22 protein-coding genes are annotated in these 21,078 nt (G+C 62.0%); 7 read left to right on the top strand and 15 right to left on the bottom strand.

All coding sequences use genetic code 11. The features are described 5' to 3' along the window. Window positions 1–105: 105 nt before the first annotated feature. The 10 genes from CKO25_RS17235 to CKO25_RS17190 form a co-directional block, all read right to left on the bottom strand. A complete protein-coding gene (locus CKO25_RS17235) occupies window positions 106–678 on the bottom strand; it encodes a DUF3299 domain-containing protein (protein ID WP_200389190.1) in 573 nt (190 codons plus the stop codon). 28 nt (window positions 679–706) lie between these two features. After that, window positions 707–1,966 carry an ABC transporter permease gene (locus tag CKO25_RS17230; protein WP_200389189.1) on the bottom strand — a complete coding sequence of 420 codons (1,260 nt, stop codon included), beginning with the start codon at window positions 1,964–1,966 and terminating at the stop codon, window positions 707–709. A gap of 126 nt (window positions 1,967–2,092) precedes the next feature. Then, the gene (locus CKO25_RS17225; RefSeq protein WP_242467697.1) at window positions 2,093–2,428 is read right to left on the bottom strand and encodes a 4a-hydroxytetrahydrobiopterin dehydratase; all 336 of its coding nucleotides are present in this window, start codon (window positions 2,426–2,428) and stop codon (window positions 2,093–2,095) included. A gap of 199 nt (window positions 2,429–2,627) precedes the next feature. Then, a complete protein-coding gene (locus tag CKO25_RS17220) occupies window positions 2,628–2,915 on the bottom strand; it encodes an encapsulin-associated ferritin-like protein (RefSeq protein ID WP_200389188.1) in 288 nt (95 codons plus the stop codon). A gap of 302 nt (window positions 2,916–3,217) precedes the next feature. After that, window positions 3,218–3,982: a phosphate signaling complex protein PhoU gene (gene phoU, locus CKO25_RS17215; protein ID WP_200389187.1), complete on the bottom strand. Its 765-nt coding sequence runs from the start codon at window positions 3,980–3,982 to the stop codon at window positions 3,218–3,220. Next, the gene (gene pstB, locus CKO25_RS17210; protein WP_200389186.1) at window positions 3,982–4,845 is read right to left on the bottom strand and encodes a phosphate ABC transporter ATP-binding protein PstB; all 864 of its coding nucleotides are present in this window, start codon (window positions 4,843–4,845) and stop codon (window positions 3,982–3,984) included. The genes phoU and pstB overlap by 1 nt, the downstream gene beginning before the upstream one ends. An 83-nt stretch (window positions 4,846–4,928) precedes the next feature. Further along, window positions 4,929–6,236 carry a phosphate ABC transporter permease PstA gene (pstA, locus tag CKO25_RS17205; RefSeq protein ID WP_200389185.1) on the bottom strand — a complete coding sequence of 436 codons (1,308 nt, stop codon included), beginning with the start codon at window positions 6,234–6,236 and terminating at the stop codon, window positions 4,929–4,931. Then, window positions 6,229–7,620, bottom strand: coding sequence for a phosphate ABC transporter permease subunit PstC (pstC, locus tag CKO25_RS17200; RefSeq protein ID WP_200389184.1), 1,392 nt, complete (start codon window positions 7,618–7,620; stop codon window positions 6,229–6,231). Before pstC ends, pstA begins: the two co-directional genes overlap by 8 nt. A gap of 109 nt (window positions 7,621–7,729) precedes the next feature. Beyond that, a complete protein-coding gene (locus CKO25_RS17195) occupies window positions 7,730–8,773 on the bottom strand; it encodes a substrate-binding domain-containing protein (protein ID WP_200389183.1) in 1,044 nt (347 codons plus the stop codon). Window positions 8,774–8,950: 177 nt separating this feature from the next. Next, entirely contained in the window at window positions 8,951–9,253 is a 303-nt protein-coding gene (locus tag CKO25_RS17190; RefSeq protein ID WP_242467696.1) for a hypothetical protein, read from the bottom strand. A gap of 212 nt (window positions 9,254–9,465) precedes the next feature. On the opposite strand from CKO25_RS17190, the gene CKO25_RS17185 reads away from it, so the two are divergent. Both CKO25_RS17185 and CKO25_RS17180 read left to right on the top strand, forming a co-directional pair. After that, entirely contained in the window at window positions 9,466–10,668 is a 1,203-nt protein-coding gene (locus CKO25_RS17185; RefSeq protein ID WP_200389231.1) for a glycosyltransferase, read from the top strand. 176 nt (window positions 10,669–10,844) lie between these two features. Then, complete coding sequence (locus CKO25_RS17180; protein WP_200389182.1) at window positions 10,845–11,723, top strand: universal stress protein; 879 nt, start codon at window positions 10,845–10,847, stop codon at window positions 11,721–11,723. A gap of 133 nt (window positions 11,724–11,856) precedes the next feature. Here the strand turns inward: CKO25_RS17180 and CKO25_RS17175 are convergent, their stop codons facing one another. From CKO25_RS17175 to apbC, 3 genes are all read right to left on the bottom strand, one after another. After that, the gene (locus CKO25_RS17175; RefSeq protein ID WP_200389181.1) at window positions 11,857–12,660 is read right to left on the bottom strand and encodes an EAL domain-containing protein; all 804 of its coding nucleotides are present in this window, start codon (window positions 12,658–12,660) and stop codon (window positions 11,857–11,859) included. Between the two features lie 158 nt (window positions 12,661–12,818). After that, complete coding sequence (dcd, locus tag CKO25_RS17170) at window positions 12,819–13,385, bottom strand: dCTP deaminase (RefSeq protein WP_200389180.1); 567 nt, start codon at window positions 13,383–13,385, stop codon at window positions 12,819–12,821. A gap of 181 nt (window positions 13,386–13,566) precedes the next feature. Beyond that, a complete protein-coding gene (apbC, locus tag CKO25_RS17165) occupies window positions 13,567–14,658 on the bottom strand; it encodes an iron-sulfur cluster carrier protein ApbC (RefSeq protein ID WP_200389179.1) in 1,092 nt (363 codons plus the stop codon). Between the two features lie 356 nt (window positions 14,659–15,014). Here apbC and CKO25_RS17160 point away from each other — a divergent pair, with 356 nt between their 5' ends. From CKO25_RS17160 to CKO25_RS17140, 5 genes are all read left to right on the top strand, one after another. Next, a complete protein-coding gene (locus CKO25_RS17160) occupies window positions 15,015–15,206 on the top strand; it encodes a hypothetical protein (RefSeq protein ID WP_200389178.1) in 192 nt (63 codons plus the stop codon). 15 nt (window positions 15,207–15,221) lie between these two features. Continuing rightward, window positions 15,222–16,391 (top strand): PqqD family peptide modification chaperone, encoded by a 1,170-nt coding sequence (locus tag CKO25_RS17155; protein WP_200389177.1) that lies wholly within the window; start codon window positions 15,222–15,224, stop codon window positions 16,389–16,391. Beyond that, window positions 16,388–17,506, top strand: coding sequence for a nucleotidyltransferase family protein (locus tag CKO25_RS17150; RefSeq protein WP_200389176.1), 1,119 nt, complete (start codon window positions 16,388–16,390; stop codon window positions 17,504–17,506). The genes CKO25_RS17155 and CKO25_RS17150 overlap by 4 nt, the downstream gene beginning before the upstream one ends. Window positions 17,507–17,676: 170 nt before the next feature. Further along, a complete protein-coding gene (locus CKO25_RS17145) occupies window positions 17,677–18,063 on the top strand; it encodes a nucleotidyltransferase family protein (protein ID WP_338115161.1) in 387 nt (128 codons plus the stop codon). A 259-nt stretch (window positions 18,064–18,322) separates the two neighbouring features. After that, complete coding sequence (locus CKO25_RS17140) at window positions 18,323–19,210, top strand: Lcl C-terminal domain-containing protein (RefSeq protein WP_200389174.1); 888 nt, start codon at window positions 18,323–18,325, stop codon at window positions 19,208–19,210. Window positions 19,211–19,899: 689 nt separating this feature from the next. Here the strand turns inward: CKO25_RS17140 and CKO25_RS22005 are convergent. Both CKO25_RS22005 and CKO25_RS17130 read right to left on the bottom strand, forming a co-directional pair. Continuing rightward, entirely contained in the window at window positions 19,900–20,091 is a 192-nt protein-coding gene (locus CKO25_RS22005) for an addiction module protein (RefSeq protein WP_371829726.1), read from the bottom strand. Between the two features lie 77 nt (window positions 20,092–20,168). Further along, window positions 20,169–20,888 carry a transposase gene (locus CKO25_RS17130; RefSeq protein WP_200389172.1) on the bottom strand — a complete coding sequence of 240 codons (720 nt, stop codon included), beginning with the start codon at window positions 20,886–20,888 and terminating at the stop codon, window positions 20,169–20,171. Window positions 20,889–21,078 lie beyond the last annotated feature (190 nt).

The following is a 21,078-nucleotide window of genomic DNA, read 5'->3' as shown; positions in this document are numbered from 1 at the left end:
TGACCGCTCGCCTTCAAGCAGCGCATTTCGTTGATGTGGGGGCGGTCGGTGAAATCCAAGCCGACTCAAGCGGAACGGCCAAGCCGCTGCGGTTGCGGCCCGATCTTACAAGGGTTCGATCTCGCCGAGGTAGGGTTCGATCTCGACCACGTCGATCTGGTAACCCGCCTCGGCGAGTTCGCTGCTCGAGCGAACCACCCGCAAGGTGCCCGTCACCCAGACTGCGTCGAACAGGTCTCCGATATAAACCTGGCCCGCCGGCAGCACGACATGAATGGTCTGATTCGCGGGCGGCGGTGGCACATGGATGCAGGCGCCATAGTAGGGCACGAGTAAAAACTCCGACATCCGCCCCGCGGCCAGATCCAAGGGTACGATGAAACCCGGGAGCCGAATCATGAGCCCGTCCAACTCATCCACGACCGGGGCCTCGGCCCACAACCGCAGCAGTTGCTCCATCAGTGCGATCGCCCGCGGATCATCGTCGTCGAGCTGTTCGATCTCGTCCAGATCGAACCCCTCGAGCAAGGTCTCCGGCTGCCAATCGAGTGGAATCAAGGTGTCCCAGTCAATTTCCTGTGCCGCGATTCGCGGCCCCTGGGAACTCGGGACATCGGGACCGCAGGCGAGCAGTGTCAGCATCAAGAGGATGAGAGAGATCCTATTCAACTGTCGCATCAGAGTGCTCCCGCTGCGCCTGGATGTGCTAGATGCGGATCGACAAGCCATCCGCCAACGCCAAGCGGTAGGCGCGATAGCCCGGAATCAGGCTGATGAGTAACCCAGCGCCGAGCACCACGGCCAACAACAGCATCTCAGTGAGCGCCGGCGGACCAAGACGGATAAGGATTCCGAGTTCGGAGAGGATCAGCGGCTGAGCGATCAAGAGACCAGCGTAGAGGAGAGCCAGCCCCGCTAGGATCCCCAGCAGGATCAGCAGCAGCGATTCGCCGAGAATGAGCGAGAAGATATGCGCTGGACGGGCACCGACCGAGCGCAAGATGGCCATTTCGCGGCGTCGTTCGTTCAGGCTGGTCAGCAACACCGTCAGGAGTCCCACGAGGCCAACCAGGACCACGAAGCCCGAGACGAGCAACAAGGCCTGTTCGGCAACCCCGATGACGCCCCAGAGTTCAGCCAGCGCGACCCCGGGCAGGATCGCCATCAGGGGCTCAGAGCGATACTCATTGATGCTGCGCTGAACCTGAAAGGTTGCGATGCGCGAGTGTAATCCCACCAGCACCGCGGTGATGGCCCGTGGGGTGAGATCCAGTGTTCGTGCTTGATCGGGATCCAAAGTGCGCCCCGGCATCGGCCGTCCGCTCTCCCACCCGACGTGGATCGCCTCCAGACCTTCGAGACTCACATGAACCGACCGATCGACCGGGGTGCCGGTGCGGGCGAGCAGGCCGACCACCTGGAAGGGATGGTCGTCGTGGCGAGCGAAGGACACATCGGAGGCACCATGGGCGAGGACGATCTTGTCACCAAGCTGGGAGCCAAGGGCCGCGGCCACCTCGGCTCCCAGGACAGCGTCATAGAGATCCGCGAATGGCCGTCCGGCAGCCAGCGTCAGGTGGCGATCGCGTGCAAACCGATAGTGCTCGAAATAGTCGAGCGTCGTTCCAACCACCGGGAAGCCCCGATGTGAATCACCGAGCGAGATGGGGATGGTCCAGGCGACGCGGGAGGACTCGGCGATCATCCGGTAAGCCTCCCAGGAGATATTATTGATCGGCTGCCCGATGCGGAAAACGGCATAGAGCAAGAGTTGGACGGGGCCGGAGCGTGCCCCGACGATCAGGTCGGTGCCAGAGAGGGTCTGGGTGAAACTGGTGCGAATCTCGCTGCGCAACCGCTCCACACCCACCAGCAGGGCCACGCTCAATCCGATCGAGAGGACCGTGAGCAGTGCGGTGCCACGTCGATTGAGCAGGCTGCTCCAAGCCAATAACAGAATCGGCATGCGGGTGCGTCTCGGTCAGTTGAGGGTGCTCGCGCACGGGTCGCGCCACAGACTCCAGCGAACCGGATCCGAGGCCGGCGCTACGCCGCCGCAACCGCGAGTGAGGCGAGCCGCCGGCCTGTGCCGTTAGAGGGCATCGGGTAAGGGCGACGGTGCGATCAGTGTGTCCAGCCGACTGGCGAGAGTGAAGTCGAGACTCGTCACCCCACCCACGTCATGGGTGGAGAGGCGCACCTCGACACGATTGTAAACATTGCGCCAGTCGGGATGGTGATCCAGCGCCTCGGCGATCAAGGCCGCGCGCGTCATGAATCCGAAGGCCTCGACGAAATCCTTGAACCGAAAGGTCTTCGATAGAGCACCCGCATCCGCTTCCCAAGGTGTCGCGGCGGTCATGTTGAGTTCGCGAAGCGCTGAGGCGATCGCGTCCGGGTCGAGTTTCACAGGCATCGCGGCAGGCATGGTCACCTCGGGAGACAGCTGTCCGGCATGGTCGAGCGCTGATCCAGACCCCGCGGCTCACAACCCCGCGCCCAACCGGTTCCCACGCCACAACGCGGCAACCAACCATTCGCCACGAGCGAACCCTGCGGGTCAACGCCTGTCACCAATGCAATGTCAGGCAATGGGGCGAGCGGCGAGTGCCTGGACAGGCCGAGAGTCAATGGTGTGCGATCTCTTTCTCGGTGAAGAGATAGTCCTTCAGTTCCTTATCGAAGGTCGGATCCTTCCGCCGAATCCATTCCAGCACCATCGCCGCGTGCTCCTTCTCTTCATCCCGATTGTGCGCCAGGATCGCCTTGAGATCGGCATCCCGACACGCATCCACGCGCTGGTTGTACCAATCCACGGCTTCGAGTTCCTCCATCAACGAAATGATGGCTCGATGCATGTCGCGGGTTTCATCGGACAGTTCGTTGATCGGTTCGTGGTAACCCTCGTTTGCCATGAAGACATCTCCACATCGGTTGCATCACACAGGCGCGTCGCCGGATCGGACCCGGCGGCGCAGACTCTTGACCCTTGACACAGACCACCACGAGGTTCGATCGCGGCGCGGGCATCCCGTTACGCGCCGATCCAGCACGGTGACATCCGGCCCCTGCGACCGTTCGATCGCGACCATGGAGTCGACCCGCGGTGATGGAAAGGCAGGATGTACGCATCCTGGTCAGGTCTGATGGGCGTCGATTGTCCAGCGTGACGCGCCGAAATACAACCGTGACCGGTGCTGGCTGTCAGCGCCTTTCGTTAGGCGGACGCCTTGCGACGCAGCGTCTCGATGAGGATTTCGCGGTTGCGATAGCGAATGTCCTTGCCTTCCGCGACATAGATCACCTGTTCGGCGATGTTGGAGGCATGGTTCCCAATCCGCTCGATGGCGTGAGCGCTGGTCAAGAGACAGACGACCTGATAAGGCTTGAAGCCCTTCAGATCCTCGCGACTGAGATAGGCACGCAACGCGTCCGAGGTACCGAACAACTCCGGCTCATCCTCGAACACACCGAGGGCACGTTCGACGTCGAAGGAAGCCACGGCCTCGATGCTGCGCTCGAACATGCAGCACGCCCGATGATCGAGTTGCCGAAAGCGGCTTTGCAGATCGTCATCGAGCAGGTTGTCCACGGCGGAGACCTGGTCGCGCAACGCCAGGGCCTGACGCGCGATGCGCACGGCTTTGTCACCAGCGCGCTCGACATCACCGGCGATTCGCGACAACGCCAGAACGATGCGCAGGTCGACCGCGGTGGGCTGACGCCGGGCGATGACCCGAAAGATCTCCTCATCGGCATCGAGCGAGAGATAATCGATGCGCGGCTCGCGATCGAGGACCCGGTAGGCTTGGATCTCCTCACCATCGATCAAGGCGACCACCGCGGCCTGCACCTGCTCGATCACCCGGTGCCCCATGTCGAGGATGATGTCGCGCAGCGTCTTCAACTCACGGTCGTAACGCCGCACCGTATGGCCGGCGGCGAGGTCGTCTTGGCGCGGCGATGCGGGTAGGGAACTCATCAGCCAAAGCGTCCGGTAATGTAGTCTTCGGTCAGTTTGTGTTTAGGGTTGGTGAAGATTTGATTGGTCTCCCCCACTTCAATCAGATCACCAAGATGGAAATAGGCCGTGCGCTGCGAGACCCGCGCGGCCTGCTGCATTGAGTGAGTGACGATCGCGATACTGTAGTTCGAACGCAGTTCGTCGATGAGCTCCTCGATGATGGCCGTCGCGATCGGATCGAGCGCCGAGCAGGGCTCGTCCATCAAGATCACCTCGGGCGACACGGCGATGGTGCGCGCGATGCACAGCCGCTGCTGTTGTCCGCCCGACAGCCCCGTCCCCGGCTTGTCGAGGCGATCCTTCACCTCGTTCCAGAGCCCCGCCTTGCGCAGACTGCCCTCGATGATGTCGTCGAGCTCGGCCTTGGAATTGGTCAGACCGAGAATCCGAGGACCGTAGGCAACGTTCTCATAGATCGACTTAGGAAAGGGGTTGGGCTTTTGAAACACCATGCCAACCTGCGCCCGCAGCGGCACGGGATCGAGCCCCTTATCATAGATATCGAGACCATCGAGCGTGATCGAGCCGGTGACCCGACAGCCATCAATGGTGTCATTCATCCGGTTCAGACAGCGCAGAAAGGTCGATTTCCCGCAGCCCGACGGGCCAATCATGGAGACGACCTCATTTTTGCCAATATCCAGGCTCACATCCTTGATCGCCTGGGTGCTGCCATAAAACACATCGACATGACGGCAAACCATCCGCGGATTCGCGGACGTGACATCGCCCACGGTCTCGCGTGATTCGCGCCCGCTGGCCAGTTCGGCCGATGTCGTTGCGCGGGTGCGCACAGTCATCTCATCCAACGTTGTACTCATCGCTCACCTCGAAAAAGGTCTCGCTCGTGCTCAGGGTTCGTCTGTGCGATCGCCGGATGCATGGCATCCCGCGACGGATCGCGCTACCAACGCCGCTCGAAGCGGCGCCGCAACAACACGGCGGTCAGATTCATCAGGATCAAAAAGGCCAGCAGGACCATGATCGCCGCCGAGGTGCGCTCGACAAAGGCCCGTTCGGGGCTATCGGCCCAGAGAAAGATCTGGACGGGCAAGACGGTCGACGGCGAGGTAAAGCCGCTCGGAATTTCGACGATGAAAGCAATCATGCCAATCATCAGCAACGGAGCCGTCTCGCCGAGTGCCTGCGCCATGCCAATGATGGTCCCGGTTAACATGCCGGGCATCGCCAAGGGCAGCACATGGTGGATCTGGGTTTGCAGCGGCGAGGCACCGACGCCCAGCGCCGCCTCGCGAATCGATGGCGGCACCGATTTCAGTGCCGCGCGGCTCGCGATGATGATGGTGGGCAAGGTCATCAGCGTTAACACCAAGGCCGCCACCAAGGGCGTCGAACGGGGCACCCCAAACACCGAGATGAACACCGCGAGACCGAGCAGACCGAACACGATCGAGGGCACGGCGGCAAGGTTGTTGATATTGACCTCAATGAGATCGGTCCAGCGATTCTTCGGCGCGAACTCCTCGAGATAAATGGCCGCGCCAACCCCAATCGGGAAGGCGAAGAGAAGCGTCAAGATCAGGGTGTAGAACGACCCCATGAGCGCGCCCGCGATGCCCGCGAGTTCCGGTTCACGAGAGGTTCCGTTGGTGAAGAAGATGGTGTTGAAGCGTTTGGCGATCCGACCCTGCGCCTCGAGCTGCTCGACCCAGCCAACCGCTTGGTCCTTCACCCGACGCTGATTCTCCGGCAGGCCGCGGTCGATGTGTCCCTTGACGAGCATGTCGATGTCATCGTCGGCAAGCAGCCACACGTCCTGAGTGGTGCCGATCAGGTCTGGATTGGCGAGCACCCGGTCGCGCAGTTGCGTCGGCGCGCCCACGCTGATCATGGAGTACAGCGTGCGGGTCTCGCGCCGATCGGTGACACCCGGAAATTCGGTGCGCAGGGCATCGCGGATCAACTGCTGATAGTTGGCGCGCGCAAGCACCTCGGGATTGCGCGACCCATCCGGATCCAGCACGGCCGCCTCGAAATGCACGGGAAGCTGGATATAGGTCTGCACGAAGGCGCTGTGCCCCTTCGCGATGATGTCCGCGAACAAGAGTCCGACGAAGCTCAACCCCAAGATGACCGCGCTCAGTCCGATGAAGCGAAACCGACGTTCGCGTGCATAGCGACGCTTCAGGCTGGCGTTGACGATGTCGATGGCGCGTTTGGGCGGGGCGCCAGCCGCTGGTGTCTTATTCATACTGCTCTCGATACTTACGCACGATGTGCAAGGCGATCACGTTGAGCGTCAGGGTCACGACGAAGAGAGTCAGACCCAAGGCGAAGGCCGCCATGGTCTTGGCGCTGTCGAACTCCTGGTCGCCCGTGAGCAGGGTCACGATCTGAACCGTCACCGTCGTCACGCTCTCGAGCGGATTGGCCGTGAGGTTCGCCGCCAATCCGGCCGCCATCACCACGATCATGGTCTCGCCAATCGCGCGTGACACGGCCAGCAGGATGCCACCGACGATCCCCGGCAAGGCGGCGGGGATGATGACGCGGCGGATGGTTTCGGACTGCGTGGCGCCGAGAGCGTAGGACCCGTCACGCATCGCTTGGGGAACGGCGTTGATGACGTCCTCGGAGAGTGAGGAGACGAAGGGGATGATCATGATCCCCATCACGAGCCCGGCGGCAAGTGCGCTCTCCGAGGCCACGTTCAACCCCATCGACATCCCCAGCTCACGAATAAACGGTGCCACGGTTAAGGCGGCAAAAAACCCGTAGACCACCGTTGGCACGCCGGCAAGCACCTCCAGCGTGGGCTTCGCCCAAGCGCGCACCTTGCGCGGCGCGTATTCCGAGAGGTAGATCGCCGACATCAAGCCGATCGGCACGGCAACGAACATGGCGATGGCCGACACCATCAGTGTTCCGGTGAACAGCGGGACCGCGCCAAAGGCACCCGAGGCGCCGATTTGATCGGCTCGCAAGGCCGTCTGCGGACTCCAGAGGGTCCCGAAGAAGAACTCAAGCGGCGAAACTTCTTGGAAGAACCGCATGGATTCGAACAAAACCGACAACACGATCCCAAGCGTCGTGAGAATCGCAATCGAGGAGAAGATGACCAGGATCGCCATGAAAATGGATTCGACCCGGTTGCGCGCGCGCATCTTTGGCTGTGTTCTCAACCAGGCGAAGGCCATGCCACCCAGGGCCAGGGCCGACACGGCGAGCCACATGGCCCAGACCGCAAACTGGTTGTAGAGATTGTAGCGATCCGCCGCAAGTTGCATCTCCGGCGTCGGCGTCCTGGACACGATGGCCCCGGAGGCGAGGTTCTTGATGTCGTTGACCAGCAGGCTGGCCGCGCCTGGCGAGAGGCCGTCCAACATCGTGGCGGGCAACTCCGATTTGACCAGCGCGACGAGGATGTCGTCCTGGAATCCGGCCCAGAGTCCCATCAAGAGGAGGGCGGGCAAGCCAGCCCAGAGCGCGGCATAGAGCCCGTAATAGACCGGCAGTGAATGGAGGGTATTGATCCGGGTCACGCCACCAGCGGTGCTGATCGCTCGCTTGCGCCCGACGTAGTAGGCCAACGACATGAAGGCGAGCACCAGGATCAAGAGGGTCGATGTATGCATGACGAAGACCGAGCTGTTCGGTAAAGAAGCCGGCGACCACGCGGCCGCCGACCTCTCTCACGGCATGACCAGGCCCGACCAGAGGTCGGCGGTCATGCGATTTGACAGACTAGTTGGCGGGAGCCGTCATGGGGGTGAGCGCTTGTGCGTCGGCGCCCATGCTCGCACGCATTGCATCAGGCAACGGAATCAGCCCTTTGTCAACCAGATAACCCTCGGGGCCCCAGGCTTTGTCGCTTGTGAACTCAACGACGTACTCCTGGATGCCGGGGATGGTCCCAACGTGCGCGTTCTTGACATAGAAGTAGATTGAGCGCGCCACCGGATAGGACCCATCAGCGATGCTCTCGAAGGTCGGCTCGATCCCATCAATCAAGGTGCCCTGAATGGTATCGGTATTCTGGTCCAAGAAGCTGAAGCCGAAGATACCGATCGCGTTGGGATTGGCAACGATCTTTTGCACGATCAAGTTGTCGTTTTCACCCGCTTCGATGAAGGCACCGTCTTCGCGAATACCATGACAGACCGCCTTGTGCTTGTCCTTGTCGGAATCCTTGAGGGCCTTGACCGCATCGAATGTGTTGCAACCGCCTTCCATCGCGATCTCGACGAAGGCATCGCGGGTTCCGGAGGTGGGAGGCGGACCCAGGACCTCGATCGCAACGTCCGGCAGGTCGGGATTGATCTCACTCCATTTCCGGTAGGGATTCGCCACGAACTCGCCGGCCTCGTTCGGGATGTCCTTAGCCAGTGCCAGCCAGAGCTCCGCGAGATTCAGGTCGATCACCGGACTCTGTTTCGAATTGGCGATGGCGATCCCGTCATACCCGATCTTCACCTCGGTGATCTCGGTCACCCCGTTCGCTTGACACTCATCGAACTCGGAGAGCTTGATCGCACGTGAGGCGTTACTGATATCGGGCTTATCGACGCCAACACCGGAGCAAAAGATCTTGAAACCACCGCCGGTACCGAGTGCCTCCACCTTCGGCGTGGGGAAACTCGTTTCACGACCAAAGGTCTCGGCCACCGTCGTGGAAAAGGGAAACACGGTCGAAGACCCGGCGATCCAGACCGAATCGCGAGCCATGGCTTGAGTCGAGGCGGTCGCCGCGGCCAGGGTGACCGCGGCGGCGATGATGGATTTGTTCATGACATGACCCTCAAGAGGACGTGGATAAGTGAGCGCGCATTTTCGCCCCCGATCATGCCGATGGTATGAAGCTTTGATGACAGTTCGATGACGACGAGTCCATCCGATGGCCGTCGTGACCTTCCGGAACCCGCGACCCACGCAAGCGCGGGCGGTCCGCTGATTGTGCAGGCGGGGTCATCGCGCCTCGGTGCTGCCCAAGGCCCGAATCAGACGCACACTCGCGTTGAAGAAATCATCTTGCGGATAGCGCTCACAATTGGCCCGAATCCGGATCATGGCCGCGTCGAGTTCGGCGCCCTTGAGGACGTCCTGCCCCGTGGCTAGGTTCAAGCCCGTCACAAAACCGGCCAGCCATTCGCGATAGCGCCGGTAATTCTCGCCGGCAATCGCTTGCGCCGCGGCGTCCGCGGGGGCGGTTGCGAGGAAGTCGCTGCAGGGCTTCACACCAGAGGCCCAGAGGACGGGTGTGGCTCCCACGGCGAGAGTGGATCCTCCGAGAGCAAACGCGAGTACGAGGCCAATGATCAGAACGGAACGGCGCGAACAATCGCTCATGGGGTGAACCCTTGTGTTGGATGGAGGGATACCCAGCCGTCGACCCCGCATGAAGGGTCTCGATCAGGATTGGGTATCGGAAACGACTCCGGGTATGATTCGCCGATTTGTCAACCGCCCGCAAGTCCCACATGATGCGTATCCTGATGATCTCTGACGTCTACTTCCCCCGGATCACGGGCGTTTCGACGTCGATTCAGACCTTTGCACGGATGTTCGCCGACAAGGGACATCGGGTGACGCTGATCGCACCGGAATACCGCATGCCCCACGCGGACGCGGACAACGCCGAACCCTTCGAGATCCTGCGCATTCCTTCGCGTTACCTGGTCATCGACCCGGAGGACCGGATGCTGAAGCCGCGCGCCTTGCGGCGTCACGATGACTCGCTGGCACGCCAGCAATTCGACCTGATCCACATCCAAACACCCTTCTTCGCCCACTATCTCGGTCTTGGCCTGGCCAAACGACTCAAGTTGCCAGTCGTTGAGAGCTATCACACCTTCTTCGAGGAGTATCTGCACCATTATGTGCCGTTCGTGCCAAGCAGTTGGATGCAACGCCTGGCCCGCGGATTCTCGACCGCGCAATGCAACGATGTCGACGCCCTCGCCGTCCCGTCGCACGCCATGCTTGAGATCCTGAAACAATACGGGGTCTGCACGCCAGCCACCGTGATCCCGACCGGCATCGAGCTGGATCGCTTCAGCCAAGGTCATGGCGAACGGTTCAGAACACGCTGGGGCATCCCAATCGAACGCCCCGTGTTGGTTCATGTCAGCCGGCTCGCCTTCGAGAAGAACATCGATTTCATCTTGCGGATGTTGGCGCGGGTGAAGGTCCAGGTACCGGATGTTCTGCTCGTCATTGCTGGCGAAGGCCCGGCTCGCGGTCGACTCGAACGGCTGGCTCACCAGTTGGGATTGACCGAAAACACCCTCTTTACCGGCTATCTGCAGCGCGACGGATCGCTTGAGGACTGCTACTGCGCCGGCGCGGCTTTCGTCTTCGCCTCGCGGACCGAAACCCAGGGTCTGGTACTGCTCGAGTCCATGGCCTTGGGTGTCCCCGTGGTCTCGACGGCGGTCATGGGCACCAAGGAGGTCCTCCTCGACGGGCGCGGCTCACTGATCGCAGAGGACGACGAGTCCGATTTTGCCGCGAAGACGATCCGCCTGCTGACCGAACCCGACCTGCGCGCCCGATTGGCCGCGGAGGCGGTCCTGCATGCGCAATCCTGGTCCGCGCCCGTCCTCGCCGATCGCATGCTCGCGCTCTACGCCGATGTCGTCGCGCACCACGATGATCGATTGGATCGCCATGCACGAGCAGCCTGATGCCATCGAGCCACGGATGGGGCATGGAACCTAGAAACGGCGGTTGACCGCTTCTTTACCCATGCAAGGTATTGATCTTGAATCACCATGCGGCCTCTTGTGCGGTCACGCGCTGGCCGCGACGCGCCCCGGCACACGCCCCGCGCGGGGCATCGCTTCATGAGGGGGGATTCCTGATGCAAGAAGACAGTCAAGACGAGGAGAAGCAGATCCTCGCCTGCGTCGATCGTTCACACTTTGCCGAGCATGTGACCGATGCCGCGGCCTGGGCGTCACGGCGTACCGGCGTGTCCATGACGCTGCTGCACATCATTCAGCGCCACCCCGAAACCGCCTTGGGCAGCGACCGCAGTGGGGCGATCGGTGTCAACGCCCAGCAGAACCTCCTGACCACCCTCGCCGACCATGACGAGGCGCGGAGCAAGACCAGTCGCGAACAGGGACGCCGATTCCTCAATCGGTTGCGCGAACGCGCCATCGCCGCTGGGGTCCCGACCCCGGACGTGCGCCAGCGCTACGGCGATCTCGAGGAGGTGCTCACCGAACAGCAGACACGCGTGCAACTCTTCGTCCTCGGGCGCCGTGGTGAGTCGGCCGAGACCACGCAACGCGACCTCGGGCGCAACGTCGAGCGCATGGTGCGCGCGCTGAAGCGACCCATCCTGGCCGTCACACAGGGCTTTCAGGAGCCGCAACGCATCATGATCGCCTACGACGGCGGTAGCATGACCCGGCGTGGTGTCGAGATGATCGCCGCGAGTCCTCTGTTTCGTGGTCTACCGATCCATCTGTTGATGTCGGGCAAAACCCGCAAGGATGGGCCGCGTCAGCTCGATTGGGCCAGAACGACGCTCGAGGGGAGCGGATTCGAGGTTACCGCCGCGCTCGTTCCGGGCGATGCGGAAAGCATTATCGCGCGGCATGTGCGCGATCTGGAGATCGACATGCTGATCATGGGCGCCTACGGACACTCGCCGCTTCGCAGCCTGCTGTTGGGCAGTAAGACGTCGGATCTGCTCCGTTCAGCAAAGATCCCGACCCTGCTGCTGCGCTGACGGGGTCATCATCGAGAGTGATCGGTGGTCAGTTGGAAGCAGATCATTGACCTACAGAATCTTTCTCATCAACAAGAAACCGAGGGATCACAGACGCCGCGTCGATCTGGACATCGAGATAGACCCGACTCGGCTACGCGGGTGTCGTGGAACCGGTTTGATCCGCCGCGGTGTTGAACGCGCCGGGCGCGATGGCGGGTAAGGACTGGAACGCGGGTTTTGCGAAGTAGTATCCCTGGAATAAGTCGATGCCAAGCGATTGGAGGGCGAGCAGTTCCTCCTTGGTCTCAACGCCTTCGGCGATCACGGACGACTGGAGATCCGCGCAGATCTGGACCAATCCCTTGACGATGATTTGACGGACCCGATCCTTGTGGATGTCTCGAATCAAGGCCATGTCCAGTTTCACGATATCGGTTCGGACATCCGCGAGCAGATTCAGCCCCGCGTAACCAGCGCCGAAATCGTCGATGGCCGTCTTGAGTCCACGATGTGCATAGTGTTCGACGATCCCGCGCATGTGATCGCGATCCTCGATCTCCTCACTCTCCGTGATCTCGAAGATGATGCGCTCGATCGGGAACCCATACTGAGCCGCTGCGGCGAGTGTGGTGCGAATGCACAACTCGGGGCGGTAAACCGCGTTCGGCATGAAATTGATACTCAGAAAGCAGGGTATCGACAGCTCAGCCGCGAGTTTGACGGCCTTGACACGACACGCTTGGTCAAACCGATAGCGGTTCGCGTCGTTGACCCGCTCGAAGACCTTGCCGGCGGGTTCATTATTCAAACCTCGCGCCAAGGATTCGTAGGCATACACCTCTTGCGTCGACATCTTGACGATGGGTTGGAATGCCATGGTGAAGTCGAAATCCAAACCGGCTCCATTCGCGCAGGTGTCACAGCTCAATTGTGGGTGATCATGCTGAGTCGTCATGGCGGCTATCCCAAAAAGACAGAGATCCTGATACTTGTTGATGTGCACCGGTGCACACTGCTCGAAATCACATGATTGACCGGGTCTGGCGCGAACACGTTCCCGAGCGGCAGAGCAAGCGACATCCTCAAAGGACAACAGAAGGCCATAACGAGGGTTCAAGACTTCGGTAAGGTGACGCCTCGTTGACCCTGATACTTGCCCCCTCGGTCCTTATAGGATGTTTCGCAGACCTCGTCCGACTCAAAAAAGAGGATCTGCGCCACACCTTCGTTAGCATAGACCTTGGCTGGCAACGGCGTGGTATTGGAGAACTCAAGCGTCACGTGTCCTTCCCACTCTGGCTCCAGCGGGGTCACATTGACGATGATGCCGCAGCGCGCGTAGGTACTCTTGCCCAAGCAGATGGTCAAAATGCTGCGTGGAATCCGAAAGTACTCGACGGTGCGCGCGAGGGCGAAGGAATTCGGTGGGATGATGCAGACGTCTGATTTGAGATCGACGAAACTGTTGGAATCGAAGTTCTTGGGATCGACGATGGCAGAGTTGATGTTTGTGAAGATCTTGAACTCGTCGGCGCAGCGTACGTCGTAGCCGTAACTCGAAGTGCCGTAAGAGATCACCCGCCCTTGCTCGCTCTCGCGGACCTGCGTCGCCTCGAAGGGGTCGATCATGGCCCGTTCCTTGGCCATTTGGCGTATCCAACGATCAGACTTGATGGCCATCGCTCGGGCTTCGGTTCGCTCGTGAAAAACCGAGAGCCTACACTAGGCCTCATATCACGGCTAGCGTTCGCTCCGCGGCAGTCCGGGCGGTCTGAGGACCAGCGGGGCGCGAGTCGTGGCACTGCACCGACCCGCTACCCGCGGGTCGGTGCGGAAACGAACGAATATCAATTTCAATCAATCAGTTATTCTGTATCACGATGCGTGGGAATTTCGCGGCGTAATCCTTCGCTTGCAGCGAGAGCTTCGCCGCGGTCTTGCGCGCGATTTCACGATAGATCTCGGTCACGCGAGATTCAGGCTGCGCCACCACCGTCGGTTTCCCGTTGTCGGTCTCTTCGCGGATGTGACCATTCAGCGGCAAGGCGCCCAACAGCTCGACACCATATTGATCAGACATCTTCTGACCGCCGCCTTCACCGAAGATGTGCTCCTCGTGGCCACAGGCCGAGCAGATGTGCGTGCTCATGTTCTCGACGATCCCAAGGACGGGAACCTCAACTTTTTGGAACATTTTCAGCCCCTTGCGCGCATCGAGCAGGGCAATGTCCTGCGGCGTGGTGACGATGATCGCACCCGAGACCGGCACCTTCTGCGCCAGCGTCAATTGCGTATCACCCGTTCCCGGTGGCAAGTCGATGACGAGATAATCCAGATCCGCCCAGTTGGTGTCATTGAGCAACTGCTCGAGCGCCTGTGTCACCATGGGGCCGCGCCAGATCATGGGGGTTTCTTCGTCGATCAGGAAGCCGATCGACATCGCCTGAAGGTTGTAACTCGTCATGGGCTCGAGACTGGTGCCGTCCTTGGACTCGGGCTTGCCGCTGATGCCAAGCATGCGCGGCTGCGATGGTCCGTAGATATCGGCGTCAAGGATCCCTACGCTGGCGCCCTCGGCGGAGAGGGCCAGGGCGAGATTGACAGCGGTCGTCGATTTGCCCACGCCACCCTTGCCCGAGGCGACGGCGATGATGTTCTTGATGTTGTCGATCGGCTTGAGGGACTTTTGTACCGAGTGCGACTTCACCTCCCAGCTCACATCGACCTGCACCATCTCAACGCCCTCGACCGCCGCGATGGCATCCCGCAAGGCCGTCGCGATCTGTTCCTGCACGCCGCGCGCTGGAAATCCAAGAACGACCTGGACGCGCACCTGACCGCCTTCGATGTCGATTCCCTTCACGGAGCGGGCCGCGATCAGGTCTCGGCCCAGATGTGGCTCCTGGTAACCCTTAATCGCGGCTTCGATGGCTTCTTTCGTCGGTTCGGACATGAGGTACTCCAAGAAAGATGGGTGATCTCTTCAGCTGAAGATGCAGGCTTGAGTTGAGGGGCAGTCACTGAACATGAGGGAGCATGCCCAAACGGATGCTACCTTGATGGGTTGACTGCAACGGTTGGTGTGGACCCGCGTGAAATCAAGTCCGCGCACACCCCGGGGACGGCCACCTGAATCGAGCGATCGGACGGATGCGCTCGCGCTCGACCATCCGGCCTTGACTTCAGACCACGACCGTCAAAACAATGGGATGTCATCACCGTTGCCGTTGTGACCGGAAGCGGATGGGCCACCCCGCTTCAGACCATTAGCCTGCTCATCACGAGCACGCCATCAGAGGATCTCCGCACATGACCCAGCCTGATTCCAATCCGACCGATCGCGCCCCCCACTCGACCGACACCGCCAGCCCCGAAACCAGCCCGACGGATCGCGACCGCCGCGCTGCTTTGACCAAGCTCGGAGCCTTGGCCGCCTGGACCGCGCCGGTCATGCTGACCTTGACGCTGACACCACGGACGTCGGCTGCGACTCCCCTCTAGTTGGGTCACTGCTCCGTGCTCACGACCGCCCTCGGGCACAGTCGCCTGCTCGCCCGTCCCGGCGACCGGCGATTGTGTCTGCTCGATGCCGGCGCAAGCGCGCTCTGGGATCTGCAGGCTACTGGACTCACGCCCGCGGACCTAACCGAGCTGCTCGTCGCGCGGTTTGCACTGCCGCCCGAGCAGGCGCGAACCCAGGTGGCAGCCCTGATGAACGATTGGCGCCACGCCGGCTTGCTCGACGCAGACGAGGCCGCGGCAAACTGGCGTCTCGGCGCGCCAGACGACCCAGTCTGGCCCGCGCCCCGTCCGCGTCCACTGGAACCCGCTGCCTGGGCGTTGCAGGTGGCTGATCGTCGGGTGGGGTTGTCCGCCGAGGATGCGACCGTGCGCCGGCATCTCAACGCCCTCCTGGTCCCCGCGACCAGGGTGGGCGAGCCTTGCGAGGTCGATCACGCCCTGCAATTGCGGGGCTCCACGAAGGCGTGGCAGCTCGCGCTCGAGGGCGCGCCCCTGGAACAGGGCCAAGGACTCGACGCGGCGCTGATCGCCACCCTCGCGACCCTCACCGAGCTTGGCTGCCGACCCGCCGAGCGGCTGATCGTACTCCACGGCGCCGGCCTGGTCACAGCGGATGGGCGCGGGCTGCTGCTGGTCGCGCCCGGCGGGTCGGGCAAGACCACGCTGGCGGCGGCGCTGGAGGCGAGCGGTTACGGTTTGCTCAGCGACGATGTGGTGCCAGTCGGATGGGATGGTGCGCTTTGGGGGCTGGGCCTGCCGCTGTGCCTGAAACCGGGGAGCTGGCCGGTGCTGACCGCACGCCGTCCAACGCTGGCACGGATGCCGACACGGCACCGCTTTGGGACCGAGGTGCGTTTCCTGCCCGCGCTGCATCCGCGCCCCGTCCGCGCGGCGTCCGTGGGTGCGCTGTTCCTGAGCCAGTACCGGCCCGATGCACCCCCCGAGTGCGTCCCGATCGGACCCGAACAGGCGTTGCGTGGCCTCATCGAGGCCGAGTCGGTGCTGCGCGATTTGACTCAGGAAAAGCTCGACGCCCTGGCGCGCTGGATCAGTGCGATCGCGGCCTATCGACTCCAGTATCCGGATCTCGATCAGGCCCACGCGCTCATCGAAACCCGCCTGCGGCCCCAGGCCCCGCCTAGGCGTCCTTCCGACCACCGATGAAGAACCAACACGTCCGCGCCCGTGCGATCGACTGGCTCGATCTCTCCGCATGGCTCGATCCCTGTGATCTGGACATGCCCCCGCCCGAGCGCGACGCGGAGGATTGGCGGCGACTCTATGGCGTCGCGACCGCCCATCTGGTCGCACCCAGTCTCTATGCCACGCTCGCCGCGCGCGACCGTTTGGACGGGCTACCGGAGGAGATCCGCGAGGCCCTGGCGCTCCTGCATCAGCTCAATGCCGCGCACAACAACCGGCTGCGCGCGCTCTTGCATGAAACGACCGAGCGGCTCAATGCCGTTGGCATCCAGCCCATCGCGCTCAAGGGCGCCATCGCCCTCCTGTCCGATCCTGACTCGCTGGACGCGGCGCGCATGCTCGGCGATCTGGACCTGTGGGTCGGCGCGACGGATCTGCCGGCGGCGGCCGATGCCCTGCGCGCTGGCGGCTACCATCTGCCGGTCAATATCCATCCCTCCGCCTGGTCGTGGACCGACAAGCATCATGCGCCGCCCCTGATGCACCCATCCGGCTCGGGTTATGTCGAACTGCATCGCCGGGTCTTCAACGCGCGGGTCCCATCGGAGGTCATCACGACGGAACGACTGCTGTGCGCGGCGCAGGGTCTGGAGTGGCGGGGCGTGCGGCTGAGGATTCCTAGCCTGGAACACCGCCTGATCCACAATGCCCTGCATCATCAGGTCTCGGATCAGGCTTTCGCGTCGGATCGCCGTTCGCTGCGCCAACTGTTCGAATTTGCCCGTCTCCGTGCCCTGCCCGAGGCCGCGAGCCTGGACTGGGCCCGGTTGCTGCGCGATCTGGACCACGTCGGCATGGGCGAGGCGATGCGGCTCAACCTGCTCGCCACGCGCACCCTCTTCGGTCAGGCGTTGCCGCCGGGGGTCCGTGCGACCCCCAAAGCCCTAGCCGCTGAAGGGCGCTTCTGGTGGCGGCTGGAGCACCCGGCGCTCGATCGCTGGCTGGCCCGGCACTGGCACTGGCATGTTCAGGCGGAACGGCTGCGACGGCTGCCGCGGCGGCTGGTCACGCCAGCCTGGTATTCGCTGAAGTACCATCAACTCAAACGAGGGTGGTTCACGAAGTCGGCTGACTGAGGGGAGGACGCGCACGACAGCCAGGCGCGTGCTGGGCTGAGTGACCGCGCAACGGCTCGGGTACCGATGGTCGGTTCGATTCAGCATTCGGCACCTTCTCTCAAATCAACGCGCTGTATAGGCACATGGCACACCCAAACTCGCCATCATCGGATTCGGACTCGCAGGATGTGACAGCGACCGCACCGGCGTTCGACTACAGTCGTCTCAAGGCACGATGGACCGAGCAGCGGCGGGCATCCGTGACCTTATCCGAGTGCCTGTTGGAGCAGGTGGAGCGCGAGGGTGCCGACGTCTTCCGTCGCTATCACACAACGCAAGCCATCGTATTCGGCTCAGTGGCCGAGGGTCGAGCGCACTCGCGTTCGGACATCGATTTGGTCGTGTTGGGAACGGACCCTGCCGACTACTGGGCCTTGCGTCGTGATCTGGAGGAGACGCTCGGGCGCCCGGTCGACCTTCACACCGAGTCCGACGACGCCCGTTTCGTGGCGCAGGCCATCGCGCGAGGCAAGGTGATCTATCTGTGTTCCGCAACGCCTACTCGTTCGAGCTAGATTGGGAGCGCGAGCGACTGGTGGCCCTGCGCTTCGAGACAACGCTGAGCCTGGTCCGAGAGCAGGTCTCGGCGTTCTTGGATCGGGTGGATGCATTGCAATAGAACAGTGTCACGGTCGTGAGTGCATCCCGCGGGGGTTGTCCATCCGGCAGCGCGCGGGGCGTGTCGGGGCGGTAACACGTTGACTTGAGAAAGATACTCAACTCAATATCGAGCCGATATCAGGCCCCAATGCCATCGCTTCGAGGAGATGACGCATGTCCCAGACTCCCCACCCCATCCTTCACCGCTGGATGCTCCTGGCCGCTGTCGGCCTGGTCCTCGGCGCGACGGGAGCGCAGGCCGGTTCGCTGGATGCCCCGTTCGCGCCGTCCTCACCGGCCAGTGCCCTCTATACCCTCGACGACCTCTACCAGCGGCTCGAGAACGGGACTGCCGGAGCCAAGCGCAGCGGCGGCTTCAGCGAGCCGGCCAGCGGCCCGAGCGCGGGGACCATGCACACGCTCGATGACATCATGAACAAGATGCCCGCGGTGGACGCCGCCGGTGCGAGCGCGGCGGATGTCGCCAGCGGCAAGACCTTCTGGGGGTTGACCGAGACCGGCTGGGGGCCTCAAACGGGGACCGCCACCTCCGGGGCGGCTCCGTGCAACTGCACTGACGGCACGATTTGGAATGCCGCCAATGGAGGGACCCGCTGGTGCGACAACGGCAACGGCACGGTGACGGACCTGTTGGGCGCGACGGTGGACGGCAACGAGATCGAAGGCCGCTGTCTAGTGTGGCTGAAGAACGCAAGCTGGGGCGGGAGAAAACCGTGGCGTGCTGACTCGGGATTCGACGATGCCCACACGCGCGCTGGCATCCTGTCCAGTCCCAACTCCGATGCTGGATTGAGCGATGGTTCGGTGTTGGGCAGATGGCGTTTGCCGACCTTGAGTGAGCTCAAGGCGCTGACAACGAATCCTCAACGGATCTCGCTGAGCTCGCCTGGGCCGTTCTCCGGCGTGCGGTTGGACCGCTATTGGTCGTCCACGTCCATCGCGAACTCTCCCGAACTCGCCTGGACCGTCCAAAACGACGTGGTCGTCGCCAGCGTTAAGACGTTCGGTGACTATGTCTGGCCGGTGCGAGGCGGACAATAGACCCTTGGACACTTTATCTCGCTTCGACCCTTTGGGGGGTGCAGGGGGCACCCCCGGCCACGCGGAGCGCGGTAAAAACTGTATGTTTAACATGGTCATGTCCGAGAAACTGATCGCACATGATCGCGCATTGAAGCATCCTGCCATGATGCGAATGACCTCCCCGCGCGGCGCCGTCCCGGCGTGCGCACCCCGTCGGCTCGGGACCGCGATCAGGGGCCTGACTGTCGCACTGCTGGCAACACACTCGAGGGCCCAAAGGGGTCTTGACTTGTGCCTTGGCACAAGTCAAGACCTGAACATCCCGCTGGAATTTTCAAGAGAAAACGGCCCATCTGCGTCGTCTGTTGGCTGATCGATGTGGGCGTATCCAAGCCATCCTCGGCCGGCCCTGATCGGCTTTTCTCTGCTTTTAGCTTTTTTCTTCGAGTTTCCCTCTGATCCACTTGGGATCACGAAGCATTGGGAGAACTGCAACGACGTAAGCATTATCGTTCTTTACTTCATAGTAAATGGCATACGGAAAGTGCTTTGAAAGCATCCGATAACAGCCCGTTTACTTAACGTGGACTCCACGTCCGACAGTAAGGTGTCCCAGAAATAGTTGCCCAGACCGGGTTGCTGTTCTTCATAGAATAGTCGGCCACTCTCAAGATCAGCTACTGATGCCTCTAGAAGGAAGACATCTCTTATTTCCATCGTCTACTGATGCCTTTCTTTGACTTCCTCAATGGACAGAAACGTCGCGGATCCATCATCGATTTTTTCTTCCTTTCTGCAAGGATACTCCCGTGCCACTCTGGTGAAGGCATATGGGCATCGTCATACAAAAGCGAGTCCCATATCGCTTCCATTGTCCGAAGACGCTCAGATATACTCATTTTCTTAATTTATGCTGCCATCATTTCTATGCGACCTCTGTGATAAGCCAACGTCTAGACAGGGCAGACCTCGTTACCTAGACGGCCAATTCCGTTTGCGCTCCGTCGTCGGTTTCCTTGGGCGGCCGTCCCGGGGACCCCTTCCAAGTGCGCCGGCCAACCATGGCGGCAATCTGCCGCTCGAACTGGGGGCGCCCGACGACAAAACCGCCGTTGGTGCAGTCGCGCAGGCGCTGGAGTAGTTCGATGCTCAGTTCGCCTGCGAACAACCGGCGATAGGCGGCCAGGCGCGCATCGTCGGAACTCGCCAGGTCGCCGTATACGGGATGCGGCGTGACCACGGGGTCAGGCTCGCCGAGGGCGTTGGCCCGATAGCTGGACCAGAAAAAATCACCGGGCGCCGCGACCATGGACGCCCGGACCGGGTTCAGCTCGATGTAGCGCTGACACGCCAAGAGATAGGGGTCGGCCTCGATCACCGCGGAGCGGAAACGGCCCTCGAACAGCCCGCCGGTGCGGCGATAGGTACGGTTGACATACTGGACATACCGTTGCCCGAGGTGCTTCATCACGGCCGCCACCCCAGCGTCGCGCTCCGCGGTCATCAGCAGGTGGACATGGTTGGTCATCAGCACGTAGGCATGCACGGCCACCGACTCCTGAGCCGCCGCCGTGCCCAGCCACTCCAGGAAGTACCGCCGATCGGCATCGTCGAAGAAGACCGCGGCCCGGTCAATCCCGCGTAGGATCACGTGCATCGGATAACCGGCGGCGACGATCCGGGCGCGTCTGGGCATGGGAACGGGACCAGGCAGGGAAACAGGAATATGCGAAGTCTAGCAGAAAAACGTGGTCTGTCCCTGAGGTATCCCCACAAATCCGCCCCCGGTCGCTCACTCGGCGAGCAGCCCATCATGGTCACTCGAGACCCATTGAGCCGGCGGCCCGATGGCGTCGATGAGCTCGGCAATGGTCGTGCGGTAGCCC

The organism is Thiocapsa imhoffii, assembly GCF_016583985.1.
GTDB lineage: Bacteria > Pseudomonadota > Gammaproteobacteria > Chromatiales > Chromatiaceae > Thiocapsa > Thiocapsa imhoffii.
This window is presented reverse-complemented; position numbering and strand designations above follow the sequence as displayed.

Coding starts and splice junctions, on each gene's coding strand:
- CKO25_RS17220 (WP_200389188.1), bottom strand. CDS start 2,915: ATGGCAAACGAGGGTTACCACGAACCGATCAACGAACTGTCCGATGAA.
- CKO25_RS17180 (WP_200389182.1), top strand. CDS start 10,845: ATGCAAGAAGACAGTCAAGACGAGGAGAAGCAGATCCTCGCCTGCGTC.
- phoU (WP_200389187.1), bottom strand. CDS start 3,982: ATGAGTTCCCTACCCGCATCGCCGCGCCAAGACGACCTCGCCGCCGGC.
- CKO25_RS17230 (WP_200389189.1), bottom strand. CDS start 1,966: ATGCCGATTCTGTTATTGGCTTGGAGCAGCCTGCTCAATCGACGTGGC.
- CKO25_RS17225 (WP_242467697.1), bottom strand. CDS start 2,428: ATGCCTGCCGCGATGCCTGTGAAACTCGACCCGGACGCGATCGCCTCA.
- CKO25_RS17130 (WP_200389172.1), bottom strand. CDS start 20,888: ATGCCCAGACGCGCCCGGATCGTCGCCGCCGGTTATCCGATGCACGTG.
- CKO25_RS17195 (WP_200389183.1), bottom strand. CDS start 8,773: ATGAACAAATCCATCATCGCCGCCGCGGTCACCCTGGCCGCGGCGACC.
- CKO25_RS22005 (WP_371829726.1), bottom strand. CDS start 20,091: ATGAGTATATCTGAGCGTCTTCGGACAATGGAAGCGATATGGGACTCG.
- dcd (WP_200389180.1), bottom strand. CDS start 13,385: ATGGCCATCAAGTCTGATCGTTGGATACGCCAAATGGCCAAGGAACGG.
- apbC (WP_200389179.1), bottom strand. CDS start 14,658: ATGTCCGAACCGACGAAAGAAGCCATCGAAGCCGCGATTAAGGGTTAC.
- CKO25_RS17160 (WP_200389178.1), top strand. CDS start 15,015: ATGACCCAGCCTGATTCCAATCCGACCGATCGCGCCCCCCACTCGACC.
- CKO25_RS17185 (WP_200389231.1), top strand. CDS start 9,466: ATGCGTATCCTGATGATCTCTGACGTCTACTTCCCCCGGATCACGGGC.
- CKO25_RS17150 (WP_200389176.1), top strand. CDS start 16,388: ATGAAGAACCAACACGTCCGCGCCCGTGCGATCGACTGGCTCGATCTC.
- CKO25_RS17235 (WP_200389190.1), bottom strand. CDS start 678: ATGCGACAGTTGAATAGGATCTCTCTCATCCTCTTGATGCTGACACTG.
- CKO25_RS17140 (WP_200389174.1), top strand. CDS start 18,323: ATGTCCCAGACTCCCCACCCCATCCTTCACCGCTGGATGCTCCTGGCC.
- pstA (WP_200389185.1), bottom strand. CDS start 6,236: ATGAATAAGACACCAGCGGCTGGCGCCCCGCCCAAACGCGCCATCGAC.
- pstC (WP_200389184.1), bottom strand. CDS start 7,620: ATGCATACATCGACCCTCTTGATCCTGGTGCTCGCCTTCATGTCGTTG.
- pstB (WP_200389186.1), bottom strand. CDS start 4,845: ATGAGTACAACGTTGGATGAGATGACTGTGCGCACCCGCGCAACGACA.
- CKO25_RS17175 (WP_200389181.1), bottom strand. CDS start 12,660: ATGACGACTCAGCATGATCACCCACAATTGAGCTGTGACACCTGCGCG.